Here is a 15,086-nt window from a genome sequence, read left to right as displayed (position 1 = left end):
GTGTCCGGCCGTCATTCGGGGTGACGGGGGGCAGTTGGGCTCCGTGTCCGGTAGCCGGCCCCCGCACCGCGATGGTGAAACTCGCCTCGGTGGCCTCACGCGATTGGTGACGGTCCAGTTGTCATCGGCTTCTCGCCTGTCAGGAGACGAGAATGGAGATGCCGTCTCCGAACAGTTTCAACCCGAGAACGAAGAAGAGGACAGCCATCACGGCGACATTGTGCTGAGCCGCCCAGTCCTTCCAGTTGCCGAGCGTGGTCTTGGCCCGCTCTCCCCCGAGGAGGAAGACTCCCAGCGGAGCCAGGAGGCCGAGGGTGGCGATAAGAACGAAGATTGCGAGCGATGCGATCTGCTGCCCGACCGGTAGTCCGGCTGAGCCGATCGTGGCGCCCGCGGCGATGGTCAGCGGGGCGTTCTTGGCGTTGAGCGCGGCCAGGGCCAGCCCGAGTGCGAAGATCTTGACAGGCGTGAGGCGGTCGATCGCACCCATCCACTTCGGCAGCTGGGCTTGCGAGGGATCCCTCGGGCGCCGGTGCCATTGCCGGGCGCCGAAGACGAGGAGGAACAGGCCCAGAGCGAGCTTCAGAGCTCCTACCCAGGTGGCCGGCTGATGGTGGGTGGAGGCATTTGCGGGGGAGGCGATCCCCAGCATTATCGCGCCCAGTGCCGAGAGTCCCAGGATCCAGCCGACGGTGAAGAGGATCCCGTTGAGACGGCCCCGAGGGGTGGCGAGTATCAGGATGATCGCGATGATCGGGAGCGGGCTGACCGCGACGGCGGCCGCGAAACCCAGTACGTCACCGAGGACTTTGCCCATGGTTGCCTCCGTGTGGGGGTCAGGGTGGCGATCCGGTTGAGCAGGGTTCGGCGGAAGGGAGAGCCACGACCGCCTGGGCGCCGCGACGATTGCTCCGTGACCGGCTGCGCCGCTGTCTTCACGGCCGCGCGGAGGCGGCCCCGAGAGGGGGGACAGCGACGTATACGGCGTCTCCAGTTCCATCGTCCTGCGCCTTGCCGTATCTGTCCTCGGGAGCTTCTCAGGAGGCGAAGCCCCCGGCATTGCTTAGCCGCGCCCGCGCTGCCGACGTCCCCAGGACCGGTCGGCAAGCCGGCCCGAGGCCGCATTCGCCCCTCGCTCCGCCAGGGAACAGATGCACACGGAGCGTAATCGACCATGGTGTCCAACCCAGGTGACCACACTGCCCAGGGGCCGAGATGCGGGACAGCGCACCGGCAGTGAGGATTGACGTGAGAGGGCGATGGCGCCTCATGCTGGGGCGCTTGGCGACCCTCGCACCGATCCGCGGCAGGAGAGCTTCGCGATGACTGCGACAGGTGCGACCCAACCGGCTCACCCTGAGCACCCAGGCAGGACGGACGGGGTCTCTAACGAGTTCACCGTTTTCACCAAGATCAAGCCGGGCGAGGCCGATGCATTGCGCGAGGATCTTACCTGGCTCGGCGACGCGGCGAATGACGAGAATGTCCATGCGGCGCTGCGCCAGATCGGCACACTGCATGACGCACGGCACGTCATTTTCGACAACGACACCAGGTTCATGTTCGCCAGCGTCTTCGACGGCTCCTGGGACACCTACATCGACGACTTCGCCAAGACGGTAGTCGGGGCCCGCTTCGACAAGGTCTTCGCACACAGCGAAGGGTTCCCCGGCATCAAAGATCCGGGGGTCAAGGACTGGTTCCTCGCCCACCAGGAGCCCGCAGGGGTCTTCGTCAGCGCCTACCCCGAATTGACCGTTCAGCAGATCTACAAGGACCAGCGCGTGGACGACGCGTTCCAGGAGGTGCTGGACACCCCCGAGTTCCGAACGGCGCTGGAGAACCCGACCAACGCGGAATTGGTGGCAACGCCCGCCTTCCAGAAGCTGATGGAGGAAGCCTCGGCCTAGACCCCGGACACACCCGACCCGCAGAGCCGACCCGGCTTCGGCGGACTGCGTCGGCGGGCGCGCACCAGTCGCTGCAGGGCTGCCCGGGGAGAGACCGATGTGGAGGCACAAGCGATCATGAACACCCCGGACAGCGGCAGCACGGCCGACGTGAGCGTGGAGATCGACGACATCCAGAGCGGAGCCCTGCGCCCGCGCCCTGTGCCCTACGCGGGAAAGTACATCTTCCTGCGCGTCGATGACCGCCACGCCGGCCGTGCTTTGCTGCGGCGGCTGCTCCCGCTGACCTCCGGCGGCCTGCCCGGTGCCGACCGGAGCCAGGACACCTGGGTCGCGGTGGCGTTCACCTATCAGGGGCTGAGGGCCCTGGGGGTGCCCCAGGAGTCGCTGGACAGTTTTTCGCGGGCGTTTCGTGAGGGCATGGCCGCTCGCGCGGAGCTGATCGGAGACCTGGGCGAGAGCGCACCGGCTCACTGGGAGGCGCCGTTCGGAACCGGGGAGGTCCACATCGCGCTGAGCGCCCTGTCCTCCGATACGGAGCAGCTCGGCCAGGAGCTGGAGCGGGCCCGCGCCGCCTACGAGGACATGCCCGGTGTCCAGGTGGTCTGGCAGCAGGAGGTCCGTCAGCTCCCGACCGGGCGCACCACCTTCGGTTTCCGTGACGGCATCAGCCATCCGAACATCGAGGGAGTCGGACTGCCCGGCTCCAACCCGCAGGAAGTCCCCATCAAGGCCGGCGAGTTCATCCTCGGCTACCCCGACGAAACCGGCAGCCTGCCGCCCATGCCCAGCCCCGACGTCCTGGGCCGCAACGGGACCTACGTGGCCGTGCGCAAGGTCCACACCAACGTGGCCGCCTGGCGCAGGTACCTGCGCGCGAACAGTTCCAGTGCCGAGGAGGAGGCACTGCTGGCGGCGAAGATGGTCGGGCGCTGGCCCAGCGGGGCGCCACTGACGCTGTCTCCGGAGCACGACGACCCGGAGCTGGCGGCCGATCCGCACCGCGTCAACAATTTCCTGTACCGGGAGAACGACGACCGAGGGCTGCGGTGCCCCGCCGGTGCGCACATCCGGCGCACCAACCCCCGCGACGCCACCATCATCGGCGACGCACGGATGCACCGCCTCATCCGCCGCGGCACCACCTACGGGCCACCATTGCCCGAGGGCGTGCTGGAGGACGACGGCGCCGACCGCGGCCTGGTCGGAGCATTCATCGGAGCCCATCTGGAACGACAGTTTGAATTCATCAAGGCCGAGTGGGTCAACGACGGAAACTTCATCGGCTACCCTGGCGAGAAGGACCCGGTGGCCGGGCATCACGGCGGCACCGGCAGCGTCACCATCCCCGAGAAGCCGGTCCGGCGCCGTCTGCAGAACCTGCCCAGCTTCGTGGTCACCCGCGGCGGCGAGTACTGCTTCCTGCCGGGCCTGCGTGCCCTGCGCTGGCTCGCGGAGCTGGAGGGCTGAGGGCGGTTCCTGCCTCCTGAGACCCGGCCACGGTCATCGAGGAGAGGTCGAAGTCATGGCAGCACAGTTCGTCCCCTACACGCCTGACGTCGAAGACGATGACCCGCACTTCGACCAGAACCTGAAGACGGTGATCGAAAAGACCGAGAGCTACATCGCCGAGTCGGTCAGCGCCGGTGGCACCGGGCAGGCTCTGCGCGACGCCCACGCCAAGGGCTACGGGCTGGTCCGAGGGGAAGTGGAGATCTTGGACGGGCTTCCCCCCGAGTACGCCCAGGGCATCTACGCGACCCCGGGAACCCACGACGCACTCATCCGCTTCTCCAACGGCTCGCCGCACGCCGGAGCCGACGCGCGACTGGGCGCCGCCACCGGACTGGCACTGAAGATGTTCGACGTCCCCGGCCCGACCCTGCTGGAAGACGAACCGGACACGGGCACCTTCGACTATGCGAACATCAACGGGCCGATCTTCTTCTGCAACACGATCGAGCACTACCTGTTCATCCAGGAACTGTTCTTGAACGCGCCGGCCTACTTCTCCCAGGGCCGACCCGGCGCACATCGTTTCTTCACCGAGTTCGTGACCGGAAAGGGAACGCTGGACCAGGACCACTGGGCGTGGGACGAGTTCCTGGCCTTCCTGCGCCTGGCGAAGACCCCTCCGGTGAACGTGCTGCTGTCCAGCTACTGGACGATGGGCGCCGTCCGGCACGGGAACTACATCGCCAAGGTACGCATCACCCCCGACCCGACCTTCGCCGCCGCAGTGGTCCGACGCACCATCGACCCCACCTCGGCGCCGGAAGTCTTCCAGCCGGCCCTGGAAGCCGAACTGCAGGAGCGGCCTTACGCCTTCGACATCCAGGTCCAGCTCTGTACCGACCTGGAGCGCATGCCGGTGGAGGACACCACCGTGGAGTGGCCCGAACAACTCTCGCCGTCCGTCACCGTGGCCAAGCTGCGGCTGCCGCGGCAGGACATCTCCGGCCCGGAGAACCTCGCGAAGATGGACGCGCTTTCCTTCACGCCGTGGCGGGTCACCGCAGAGCACGTACCCCTCGGCAACATCATGCGGGCCCGTAAGGAGGTCTACCGACACTCCTCCATCGAGCGCCACAAGCTCAACCAGCAGCCGCGTACGGAGCCGCGCAGCGCCGACGAGGTACTTGGTCCCGTCCGCCACCGCGGCGATGCGCCAACCAGTGCATAGGGCCCTCACAGCTCGACGCCGTCCCGGGCCTGAGGGCCGCGCCGTCTCCAGGACGGCCGCATCCCAAGAACCTCACTGGGCCCGACGGCAGCGGCAGCCGTCGCACAAGCGTTGATCTCTCCGTCGGACAGGCACCAGCGCGGAACGGATCCAGCACACATGAGGCCGGGAAACCCCAAGAACACGTGAGAACCACGGAGGGGTGTCTTCCCAGGTCAGGCACTCACCAGCCGACATTTCCGCAGGTCACAGCCCCGCCCAGGGAAAACTCCTAAAGCTCGCAGGTTCGAATCCTGTCGGGGGCACCAGGTCTGAACAGGCACTATGAATCGAACAGTCCCCTCGGAGTGATCTCCGAGGGGACAGTTTCGTGCCTGGTGGGGACAAGGTGGGGACACGCTGTGTGTGCCGGATGCGTGCCAGGCCCGCTATGGCCTGCGGGGCTGGCTACGCGGCGGGCTCCTCTTCGGAGGCCGGGGCCGCGGGCTCTGCCAGACTGACCATGGGGTGCATTGCGGCCTCGGCGTCGCCGGAGCTGCGCTCTGCAGGGGCTGAGCCCGCAGTGGCCTCGGCGGACGCCGGGACGGGCTGAGGGCCTTGCGGTGTGCCGTCCCCACCCTGCCCGGGCTGCTGCGTCGCTTTGCGCGGCACGAGCGCTACGGGCGCATCCGCGGCCTCGAGTTCGAGCTGCGGGAGGACGCTGGTGTACGTGTCGGCGGTGAGCTTGAACGAGGAGTGTCCGAGCAGGACCTGAATGGCCTTCATGTGGACGCCGGCCGCGAGGGACAGCGTGGCGGCGCAGTGGCGCAGGTCGTGCAGGCGGATCGGGGGCAGGCCGAGCTTCTGAACGAGCCGGTGAAAGACCTCAAAGAGGTACTCCGGGTGGTACGGGCGACCGTCCTCCCAGGTGAAGACGCGCCCGGAGTCGACGTACGGGCCGTACTTCTTCGGCTCGTTGCGGTGCTTCTCCTCCCACTGGGCGCGCTCGAACTGCTGGCGGCGCCGCCAGAACAGCAGGAGTTGGTGGGTCTGGCTGTCGAGCCGGATGGTGCAGGCGCCGCTGTCTCTCTTCGGGGTGTCCTCCCAGACGTCGCAGGAGGCTGCGACGAGCTGTTCGCTGATGTGGACGGTGCCGACGGTCATGTCGGTCTCGTGTCGGTCTCGTGCCATGGCAGGCCGCAGGACTCGCCTCGACGCGTCCCTCGGAACACCATGAGGTGGAACATCGGGTAGAGCCGGTGTTCCCCGCCGTCGAGGAAGGCGCCGGTCTGCTCCGCCGTCCAGACCATGACGGGGCCGGGCCTCTTCCCCGTCTCCTTCCACCGGGCGACGCGTTCGTCGGTCCCATACGAGCGGCTCGGGCGCGGTGTACTTCGGCAGGACCAGGTCGTAGGTCCAGTTCTCACTGATGAGCTTCTCGGTGTCCTTGGCGTAGTCGAGCGCGGCGCTGAGCTCGTTCTTCATCTTCAGCTGCACGCCGGGGCCAGTGATGTGCCGCGGCTTCCTGCGGGCCTCGCGGAGCCTCTGCCTGGCCTCGTTCCAGCGCTGGCGCAGCGCGGGCGGGCGCGGCTTGGTGGCCTGCTTCCAGGCCCGGTGGGCCGCCTCGCACTCGACCTTGGCCAGCTCCGCGGCGTCGCGGTTGGCGGCATGCTCCTCGTTCCTCCGCCAGATCTCCTCGAACATCTCCTGGATGTGCCGTGTGCGCAGGTCACGGAGCTTGAGGCGGCCGAGAGCGGGGATGAAGACCCGGTGGATGTGGTCCTCGTACGTCCTGCGGGTCGAGCGCTTCAGGTCCACGCGCTTCTCGAACCAGCGGAGCAGGAACTGCTTGACGGTCTCGTCGGACAACACGTCGACGCCGTTCTGGGCCTCGTTCCAGAGCGCCTGGGCTTCCTCCTCGGCCTTCTTCTTGGTGACGAAGCCGCCCTTCCTCGCACGTCGGCGCTTGCCGTCCGGGCCGACGGGCAGTTCGAGGTAGAAGTACCAGAGGCCGTGGTCCCGCTTGGCCAGGTCAGGGCAGTCAGCGCCGAGCTGTCTCTCAGCTTGGGCCGCCCGTCGGCGTCGAGGACCGGCTGCCCACCCTCCCCGGTGACCGGCCCCTTGCAGCCGCAGCGCTTGTAGACCGAGCCCTTGAACACGTCCCCTCCGTCCTATGTGGAGGCGAACATCTGTCGTCCCGACACCTTGTGCCTGGAGAAGCCCAGGGAGCCCCGCGCGGGCCGGACAGTTCCCAGTGAAGGTGCACCAGCTCGGCAAAGGAGTCCGAGGCGTGCTGACCTCCGACCTCCAGGAGGCACTGGGATTCGGGCGACCCTGAGAGGTCCGTCCATTCGTGGAGGGGTTGACCGACAGGCAGGCTGCTGAGGCGGTACGGGCACGGATCGACTGGAAGTTCGCGCTGGGGCTGGAGTTGACCGATCCCGGCTTCGACTTCTCGGTGCTCTCGGAGTTCAGGGACCGTCTGGTCGGCGGGGAGGCGGGGCGGGGTGTCCTGGACGCGATCTTGGTCGCGGCTCAGGAACGGGGGCTGGTCGCGGCCGGCGGGAAGGCGCGGACCGACTCCACGCATGTGCTCTCCTCGGCGCGTGAGCTGAACTGGCTGGAGCTGGTCGGCGAGACCTTACGGGCGGCGCTGAACGCGGTGGCCCAAGCTGAGCCGGACTGGCTCAGTGCCCGTGCTCTGCCGGACTGGTTCAGGCATTACGCGACCCGAATCGAGGACTCCCGCTTCCCCAAAGCCCACACCAAACGGGTTGAGGTGGGCCGCCGCATCGGGGCGGATGGCATGTGTCTGCTGCGTATGGTCTGGGCTGACGACGCGCCTGCGGCCCTGCGGGCGCTGCCGCAGGTGGAGGTCTTGCGGCAGGTGTGGGTCCAGCACTTCCACCTGGTGGAGGGCGAGGTGGAAAGACGGGACCCAAAAGACCGCCCGCCGGGCGCGAAGCGCCTGGTCACCCCGTGTGATGTCGAGGCTCGCGGAAGCGTCAAACGCGACACGATGTGGGACGGCTACAAGGTCCACCTCACCGAGACGTGCGAGCCCGGCACGGTGCATCTGGTCACGAACGTGACCACCACCCTCGCCACCGTCTCCGACGACCGGATGGCCGCCGTGGTCCACACCGGTCTCGCCGCACGGGGCCTGCTGCCCGACGAACACTGGGTCGACGCCGGTTATGCCAGCTCCAGTGCCCTGGCCGCCGCCCGCAGCGACCACGGTGTCGCCCTCCACGGGCCACTGCTGGCGAGGGCACCTACGGACAGGACGCCTTCACCATCGACTGGGACAACCAGCACGTGACCTGCCCGAACGGGATCACCAGCACCCAGTGGCACCACCGCCGCTCGGGTTTACCGTTCTTCCGCCGGTAATGCTTGATCTGCCTGCCGACAGGAAGTCTTGGCGGGTTCACTGTCCGCCCCCTTCCCCGGGTTGACTCGTACCGTCAGCGTAGAGCGGACTGAGCGCGGCCACGCGGGATCAACGCACAGTCGCGTGACATCGTGTTACCCAGCGACACACGGGGAGTTGAGGCGAACATGGCGCGACTGGTCCTGTGGGACATCGACCACACCCTGATCGACACCGCGGGGTGGGCCGTGAACTGTCGGCTGCAGCATTCCTGCGGACCACGGGGCAACCCATGCGCCAGCAGGCCAAGATCGACGGCATCACCGAATCCGTCATCTTCCGGGAGACCGCGAAGCTGCACGGGCTCACGACGGACCGCGCCGACTTCGAGCGCTTCGCCCAGGCTCTGGCGGAAGAGCATGTGAAACGGGCTGCTGATCTCCGAGAGCGGGGCCACGCACTGCCCGGCGCCGCCGCTGCCCTCGACACGCTCGAGGCTGACGGTGTCCAGCAGACCATGGTCTCCGGAAACGTGCGCCCGGTCTCCGAGATCAAGCTCCAGGTGTTCGGACTCGACCGGCACATCCTGTGGGAGCTGGGCGCCTACGGAGAAGAGCACGACACGCGCGCCGAGCTCGTCAGGCTCTCCCTCGAACGCGCCGAGGCGACAGCCGCGGAGGCTGTCCTGATCGGCGACACTCCGGCCGATGTAGAGGGCGCACACGCCAACGGTGTACGCGTGATCGCGGTGGCGTCAGGACGCAGTGACGAGGCCGCGCTGCGGGACACCGGCGCGGAAGTGGTGCTTTCCGACCTCCGGGACACCGAGCTGCTCGTGAAGCTCGTACGAGGTGACGACCGGTAGGTGATCGCCCAGCTCAGCGGTTCTGGGTGATCTGGAAGTTGGCGGAGGCGGGAGGCCATGACGAACGGGGTCGGAGACAGCAAGACGGTCGTCGTGGTGGGCGGTGGGGTCTCGGGCCTCACGACGGGAGTCACACTCGTCGAAGCCGGGTACTCCGTGCGGCTGGTCGCCGAGGAGATTCCTGGACATACGTCGCTCGCGGCCGGCGCGATATGGGGGCCATACCTGGTCGAGCCCTGGGCGAAGGTCTGGGAGTGGAGCCTCGCATCGCTCGATTTCTTTCGGAGGCTGGCCCAGGAGGGTGGTGCTGGTGTCCGCATGGTGAGCGGGGTGGAGGCGGCCCGGCAGCCTGTGGAGACACCGCCGTGGAGCGAAGTACTCCCCGACTTTCGGCCGGCCGACCCCTCCGAGCTTCCCGGCGGCTTCATCTCGGGTCACCGCTTCACGCTCGTCGACATGCCGGTCTACCCCGGCCACCTGCGTCGCTGGTTCCTCGACCTCGGCGGAGAGGTCAAGCAGCGCTCGGTCCGCTCACTCGACGAGTTCACGGACGCGTCCGCCGTCGTGAACTGTGCCGGCATGGGTGCCGTTGCACTGGTCGAGGACGCCACGCTGCGGCCAATTCGCGGGCAGCACGTGGTCGTCGAGAATCCAGGCGTCACGGAGTTCTTCTCCGAGGACACGGGGCTGTCGCCCGATCTCGTGTGCTTCTACCCGCACGGGGAGACGGTTGTGCTGGGCGGAACCGCGATCGACGGCGACGGTGACCTGTCCGAGGACGCGGCCGCAGCCAAAGGAATCATCGAGCGCTGTGCCGCCATCGAACCGAGGTTGGTCGATACCCGGGTCCTCGAACATCGGGTGGGCACCCGGCCCACGCGCTCCGAGGTGCGGGTCGAGTCGGTCCGCCGCGGCGACGGTGCGCCTGTGATCCACAACTACGGGCACGGCGGTGCTGGGGTGACATTGTCGTGGGGGTGCGCACGGGAGGTGACGCGGCTTATCGCCGACGCACTTCGGTGAGTTGGTCACCAGCGCAACTGTATGGACGTACTTGCGGTCTGGGCCGGGCTCTTCGTCACGATGCGCCAGTCCGCGAGCGATGTGTGAAGGCCAGGCACTGCAACGTCCGGCGGGTGGCTCGATGTGCGGTAGCGCGTCCACATCGTCAGCGATCTCGTCGCTGAACAGGCCCACAGCGAGAAGGTCATCGATCTCGTCGATGACCGTGTCCAGGATCTCCGGCGTCCGGACCGCCTGACGCACGTACGCCTGCAGCGCCGGTCCTGCCTTTTCGGTGGTGTCGGTGAAGGTCCAGCCTGCGGAGGCATACGAGTCGAGCAGCTGGTGCAGTTCCGGGAAGCGCTCCTCCCATTCCGTGATCGACTCAGTAGGTGGCATAGGCACACGCCGACCCAAGTCAGATGTGCGGATTGCGCTCGTAGGAGGGCGCTTCGTCGGGGAAGTCGTCCGGGAAGACGTTGCTGACGATGTCCCGTCGGAGGACCCGCAGTAGGTAGCTGTCCACGGGGCCTTCGAAGAGGTCGTACTCGCTTCCGCGGCCGATGACCGTGAGCACGGCCCACTGGCGGTAGTCCTCGTGAGGGATCAGGAAGCACATATCTGCGTTGTCGGTTCCGCCCCAGCACACCAGCTGGGATGTGTCCGTTCCGCGTTGTGCCAACAACTCCTGGATGTGGGGACGGGTCGTGGCCATGGTCTTCCTGGCCCGGTAGGTCTGCGTGAGGAGATCGACGTTCAGGTTGTCGGCACCCGCACGGTACACGCGAAGGAAGTCGTCGAACTTGGCACCGCCGAACACGTCCAAGAAGCGCATAAAGGCAGAGGGGAAGGTGACGCCCAGTGCCGCCTCGACCCGCTCCCAGTCATTGGGCACCAAGCCCGTTTCACCGGTCGCCGGAAAGGCTGCCAAGAGTTCCAGGTCAGTCATGATCTGCCTACTTGTTGATGATGGTCTGGTCAATGTCGAGTCCGCCGCCCTTGGCGACGATCCGCACGCCTGCGGGGATGAGGTCGGTGGGGTTCTTGTAGAGAGGTGTCGCCGAATACTTCACATCGTGACCCGCATCGACAACCTTATAGATCTGCTCCTCCAGCTTCTCCATGACCTCGTTGTTCGCGGTCTTGTACATGATCACGATGTTCTCCGGAGCCGAGCCGTCGCCGCCCAGGGACCTTGCGAGCAGGTGTCCTCGCGTGTGGTCGGCGGCGTCCCCCAGCCAACCGGGAGGTTTGACCCGCCTGCTGGCCTTGCTCCCCGTGTTGAGCATCGACTTGGTGATCATCGTGTCGACGCCCTGGGCGCGCCCCAAGCCGTCGAGCGGTCTGCAGTACGGCGGCGGCTGGCGGACCGCACCGTAGCCACCTCCTTGCCCCGTACGAAGCGCCATGCCCAGGTCGTCGGCACTGGCAGCCAGGCCGCCGGGCAGCGCCACCTGAGGCGGCAGTCCGGGTACCTGTGCCCCCACCCAGCAGTTCCGTCCAGCCACCCGCATTGCGTGCAGCTCGGACCGCGGCACCCGCCCTCGTGCCGCGGCATCACCAAGATCTACTGGCTCAAGAGCGTCGCCGCGACGGGTGCGGGCCTCCTGCTGCACCCCCCAGGCCGCCTCCCAGAGGGCGTTCGCGTCCGGGGCCGACCACGTGTCCAGCAACTCCCGGGCCTCGGCCTCGGTCATCCCGTCGGCAGACGACGCTGAGATGAGGGCGGGGGCGCGGGGGCGCGGGGGCGGGGACGGCCGCTGGAGTGACCTGGACCGGGCCAAGGCCCTGGCCTGGCAGCAGTGACAGCGTGCCCTGTGCCCGGACTGCTGTACTCGGCTCGACGAGTGGGACCCGGCCAAGGGCGGAGACCGGCACGCGTACGTCACGGACACCGTCCGTTGCCCAGGCTGCGAGCTGATCGCCCAGGAGCGCGATCTCGTACCCGAGGGGCGGGCCGGGTACGGCGTCAAGATCACTCTTCTGCCGCGGGCGGCCTACGAGGCACTGCACCGCGACGAGCCAGAGGTGCCAGACCGCCCGTCCCACCAGGCCGACCCGGCGAGCGGGCGGTGAGCGGGTCGGATGGCGACGTACAACCTCACCGCGCGCAGGCCAACAGCCTCATCTCCGGGCTGCGTTCGGCTGCGGATGCCGCCCGGGCCCTGGGGCTGCGCACCCGCGAGGTCGACAGCCGCCTCGCGGCCCTCGACGCCTCCAGCCGACGTGCCGCCCGACAGGTCGACCTCCTCGGCGCACGGGCTCAGACCGCTGGCTCGCGGCTCGGCGCCCTTGGCTCCCGCGGCAGCCGGACGGGCAGCCAGCTGCGCCGCGCCGGCAGCGACGCCGGCACGCTGGAACGTTCACTCAGGAGCGTCGGCCGCCAGGCCACCGCCCTGAGCCGTCTCCTCGCTGGTGGCGCGCTCGTCCTCGGCACCGGCCAGCTCGTCGAGGAGGGCAACCGCTACCAGCGGGAGATGAACGCCTTCCAGGCGGTGACCGGGGCCACCGCCGGGCAGATGCAGCGCGCCGCCTGGATGGCCAACCAGCTCGGCATCGACCTCACCCTGCCGACCACCACCGCGGCCGACGCCGCCGAGGCCATGGTGGAGCTGGCCAAGGCGGGCTTCCTCACCGACCAGGCCATCACCGCGACCCGCGCCTCGCTCCAGCTCGCCTCCGCGGCCGGGGTCAGCGCGGCCGACTCGGCCCGCTACCTCGGCGACATCATGGACCAGTTCGGCCTCAGCGCCGACCAGGCCGCGCGTGCCTCCGACATCCTGGCCGCCACCGCGAACAACGCCTCCGGCGGCATCATCGACATCTACTACGCGATGCGGTACGCCGGGCCGGTCGCCGCCGGTCTCGGCGTGAGCATGGAGGACGCGGCCACCGCGGTCGGCATGCTCGGCAAGGCGGGCATCCTCGGCCGGCGAGCACGGCCTGGCCTGAGGTTCCCCCGTCGTTCGGGAGGTGCTGATCAGCTCCAGGGATGGACGATCTCGGCAATCGCACGGCAACTGGGCCGGAACCTCAAGGCGATCCGCGCCTATCTGAATGGCGAGAAGACTGCAGGTCACCGGCTTCAGGGACCGGACGCATTCGTGCCGTTCCTGGACTACTGCCGCCAACGGCTGTCGGACGATCGCATCTGTGGGCCACCACGCTGTTCGACGAGGTGGCCGGGCTGGCTCCTTCCTACTGGCTGTTCGCGCCGCTCATGGTCCCGATAGGCATCTTCGGCCCGACGGTCAACATCACGGCGAACACCGCGGTCCAGATGGGCACCGACCCGGCCATGCGCGGCCGGGTGATGGCCCTGTTCATGATGGTCTTCATGGGCGGTACGCGGCTGGGCGCGCGCCGGTCGTCGGCTGGATCACCGACACCTACGGCGCCCGGGTCGGCTTCGCCGTCGGCGGCATCATCTCGGCCGCCCGCCGTCACCATCGGCCTGGTCCTGGCCCGCGTCGGCGGCCTGCGCCTGTCGGTCCACCGGAACCACGGCCACCCGCACGTGCGGTTCGTTCCGAAGGAGCGGCTGGCCACGGCGGCGTAGGAAACGGCGTGACAGCGGCGTGAAATTCCGCCTGTCGATGACGGGCTCTGCGTGTCGTTGATGCATGTAGTTGCTGTCACATGAGATGACTTTTACCGGTTTGTCCCGCACTGGGGCCCGTACTGGAACAGGAGTAATCCGACATGGCATCACAGGCATCGGCCCGTAGACCCCGTCCCAGCCTGCGGCGGCTGACCGCGGTCACGCTCGCCCTGGGCACGCTCGGCGCGCTCGTCGCCGCGGCGCCGCCCGGGGCCGGGGACGCGTCGCGCAAGCCCGATCACGGCTTCCGGGAGCGCGATCTCGTGTCCGACATCCCGGGCAGGGCGGAGAAGACCGATCCGAACCTGGTCAACCCCTGGGGTCTGGCCCGCACGGCCGCCGGCGAGATCTTCGTCTCGGACAACGGCTCAGACAAGGCCACGACGTACTCGGGCGCCCGGGACAACCAGCCGGTCAACATCCTCCCTCGGGTCGTGTCGATCCCCGAGGGCGGCGCCCCGACCGGGGTCGTGCGCAACGACACCGACGCCTTCCGCTTCACCGACTCCGGGTCCGGGAAGTCCGGGGTCGCCCGCTTCCTCTTCGCGGGGGAGAACGGTGACGTCTTCGCCTTCAACCCGGACGTGAACCCGACGAACGCCGTCCGGGTCGCGCACGAGGACAGCGATGGCGAGACCGCCGTCTTCAAGGGCCTGACGATCGCGCCGGGCGAGAAGGAGCACGGGGAGGACAAGGAGCACGGGGAGGACTGCAAGAAGGGCGACAAGTGCCACGAGCCGCGCCTGCTGGTCGCGAACTTCCGTGACGCCCGCATCGACAGCTTCGACACGAACTTCCACCTCCTGCCGCCGGACGACCGGTTCCAGGACCCGAACATCGAAAGCGGCTTCGCGCCGTTCGACGTCAAGCTGATCGGCGACAAGGTCTTCGTGACCTACGCCAAGCAGGACGCCGACAAGCGCGACGACGTCGCCGGTCCCGGCAACGGCTTCATCGACGTGTTCAACACGGAGGGCAGGCTGCTCAGGCGCTTCGCGAGCCACGGCGTGCTCAACTCGCCCTGGGGCCTCGAAACGGCGCCCGAGAAGTTCGGGAAGTTCTCCGGTGACCTGCTCGTCGGCAACTTCGGAGACGGCAAGATCAACGCCTTCGACCTGAGGACCGGCCGGTTCGAGGGAACTCTGCTGGACCGCAACGGGAACCCGATCGTGATCCCCGGGCTGTGGGGCCTCCAGCGCGGCACCGACAAGTCGGGCGGCAGGGACAGCGTCTGGTTCGCGGCGGGAATCAACGGCGAGAACAACGGGCTTCTCGGCACTCTGCGCGCCGAGAAGTGATCCGTCGCCGCACCCCGGGTGCTCGCCGGGCGGCTACACCCGCCGGGCGAGCACCTGCCCCGGCCACGGCTGCTCGCCCTCGCCGACCGTGAAAGCCTGCGTCGCGGTGAAGCCCTGGCTCTCGTGGGACGCGACGAGCTTGCGGTCGTCGCCCGCGTAGCAGTCGACGCGGAGGAGCGAGACGAGCGGACAAACCACCCCATCTTCCCCGCCGTCAACCAGAGTTCATGCCCACCCACCCCGAACCAAAGCATCACGTTCGGAAAACGGATGGCTTCTGAGCTTGTTGTTTAACCTCGGCGGTTCACCTGACCCGCTGATCTTGGTTGCTTCCTGAGACAGCAGGGCGGCCGTTCTTCACGCTTCGAGGTGTCG

Annotated in this window: 10 protein-coding genes and 5 pseudogenes; 9 read left to right on the top strand and 6 right to left on the bottom strand. The window is 68.1% G+C overall.

Features of this window, described 5'->3' with window-relative positions:
- Positions 1-139: 139 nt before the first annotated feature.
- Entirely contained in the window at positions 140-817 is a 678-nt protein-coding gene (locus ABZV31_RS29755; protein ID WP_355899845.1) for a GAP family protein, read from the bottom strand.
- A 505-nt stretch (positions 818-1,322) separates the two neighbouring features.
- On the opposite strand from ABZV31_RS29755, the gene ABZV31_RS29750 reads away from it, so the two are divergent.
- The 3 genes from ABZV31_RS29750 (at position 1,323) to ABZV31_RS29740 (ending at position 4,593) form a co-directional block, all read left to right on the top strand.
- Positions 1,323-1,910: a hypothetical protein gene (locus ABZV31_RS29750; RefSeq protein ID WP_355899843.1), complete on the top strand. Its 588-nt coding sequence runs from the start codon at positions 1,323-1,325 to the stop codon at positions 1,908-1,910.
- A 117-nt stretch (positions 1,911-2,027) separates the two neighbouring features.
- Positions 2,028-3,380 carry a Dyp-type peroxidase gene (locus ABZV31_RS29745; RefSeq protein WP_355899841.1) on the top strand — a complete coding sequence of 451 codons (1,353 nt, stop codon included), beginning with the start codon at positions 2,028-2,030 and terminating at the stop codon, positions 3,378-3,380.
- Between the two features lie 55 nt (positions 3,381-3,435).
- Positions 3,436-4,593, top strand: a complete 1,158-nt coding sequence (locus ABZV31_RS29740) for a catalase family protein (protein ID WP_355899839.1) — start codon at positions 3,436-3,438, stop codon at positions 4,591-4,593.
- A 447-nt stretch (positions 4,594-5,040) separates the two neighbouring features.
- Here the strand turns inward: ABZV31_RS29740 and ABZV31_RS29735 are convergent, their stop codons facing one another.
- Both ABZV31_RS29735 and ABZV31_RS29730 read right to left on the bottom strand, forming a co-directional pair.
- A complete protein-coding gene (locus ABZV31_RS29735; protein WP_355899954.1) occupies positions 5,041-6,444 on the bottom strand; it encodes a tyrosine-type recombinase/integrase in 1,404 nt (467 codons plus the stop codon).
- A 15-nt stretch (positions 6,445-6,459) separates the two neighbouring features.
- Positions 6,460-6,849: pseudogene (locus tag ABZV31_RS29730) on the bottom strand (Arm DNA-binding domain-containing protein); the annotation flags it as partial.
- Between the two features lie 73 nt (positions 6,850-6,922).
- Here ABZV31_RS29730 and ABZV31_RS29725 point away from each other — a divergent pair.
- The 3 genes and pseudogenes from ABZV31_RS29725 to ABZV31_RS29715 all read left to right on the top strand — a co-directional run.
- Positions 6,923-7,935 (top strand): annotated as a pseudogene (locus tag ABZV31_RS29725) (transposase); the annotation flags it as partial.
- 198 nt (positions 7,936-8,133) lie between these two features.
- Positions 8,134-8,810 (top strand): annotated as a pseudogene (locus ABZV31_RS29720) (haloacid dehalogenase-like hydrolase).
- Positions 8,811-8,867: 57 nt separating this feature from the next.
- Positions 8,868-9,833 carry an FAD-dependent oxidoreductase gene (locus ABZV31_RS29715; RefSeq protein ID WP_355899837.1) on the top strand — a complete coding sequence of 322 codons (966 nt, stop codon included), beginning with the start codon at positions 8,868-8,870 and terminating at the stop codon, positions 9,831-9,833.
- Positions 9,834-10,230: 397 nt separating this feature from the next.
- Here the strand turns inward: ABZV31_RS29715 and ABZV31_RS29710 are convergent, their stop codons facing one another.
- The gene (locus ABZV31_RS29710; RefSeq protein WP_355899835.1) at positions 10,231-10,761 is read right to left on the bottom strand and encodes a hypothetical protein; all 531 of its coding nucleotides are present in this window, start codon (positions 10,759-10,761) and stop codon (positions 10,231-10,233) included.
- Between the two features lie 7 nt (positions 10,762-10,768).
- Positions 10,769-11,509, bottom strand: a complete 741-nt coding sequence (locus tag ABZV31_RS29705) for a DNA/RNA non-specific endonuclease (RefSeq protein ID WP_355899833.1) — start codon at positions 11,507-11,509, stop codon at positions 10,769-10,771.
- Positions 11,510-11,614: 105 nt separating this feature from the next.
- On the opposite strand from ABZV31_RS29705, the gene ABZV31_RS29700 reads away from it, so the two are divergent.
- From ABZV31_RS29700 to ABZV31_RS29690, 3 genes and pseudogenes are all read left to right on the top strand, one after another.
- Positions 11,615-13,045 carry a phage tail tape measure protein gene (locus ABZV31_RS29700; protein ID WP_355899831.1) on the top strand — a complete coding sequence of 477 codons (1,431 nt, stop codon included), beginning with the start codon at positions 11,615-11,617 and terminating at the stop codon, positions 13,043-13,045.
- A pseudogene (locus tag ABZV31_RS29695) lies at positions 12,991-13,371 on the top strand (MFS transporter); the annotation flags it as partial. The gene ABZV31_RS29700 and the pseudogene ABZV31_RS29695, both read left to right, overlap by 55 nt.
- Positions 13,372-13,514: 143 nt before the next feature.
- Positions 13,515-14,711: a TIGR03118 family protein gene (locus ABZV31_RS29690; protein ID WP_355899830.1), complete on the top strand. Its 1,197-nt coding sequence runs from the start codon at positions 13,515-13,517 to the stop codon at positions 14,709-14,711.
- A gap of 33 nt (positions 14,712-14,744) precedes the next feature.
- Here the strand turns inward: ABZV31_RS29690 and ABZV31_RS29685 are convergent.
- Positions 14,745-14,894: pseudogene (locus ABZV31_RS29685) on the bottom strand (GNAT family N-acetyltransferase); the annotation flags it as partial.
- Between the last annotated feature and the right edge of the window lie 192 nt (positions 14,895-15,086).

It is taken from the genome of Streptomyces sp. NPDC005202 (assembly GCF_040608235.1).
Lineage (GTDB): Bacteria > Actinomycetota > Actinomycetes > Streptomycetales > Streptomycetaceae > Streptomyces.
This window is presented reverse-complemented; position numbering and strand designations above follow the sequence as displayed.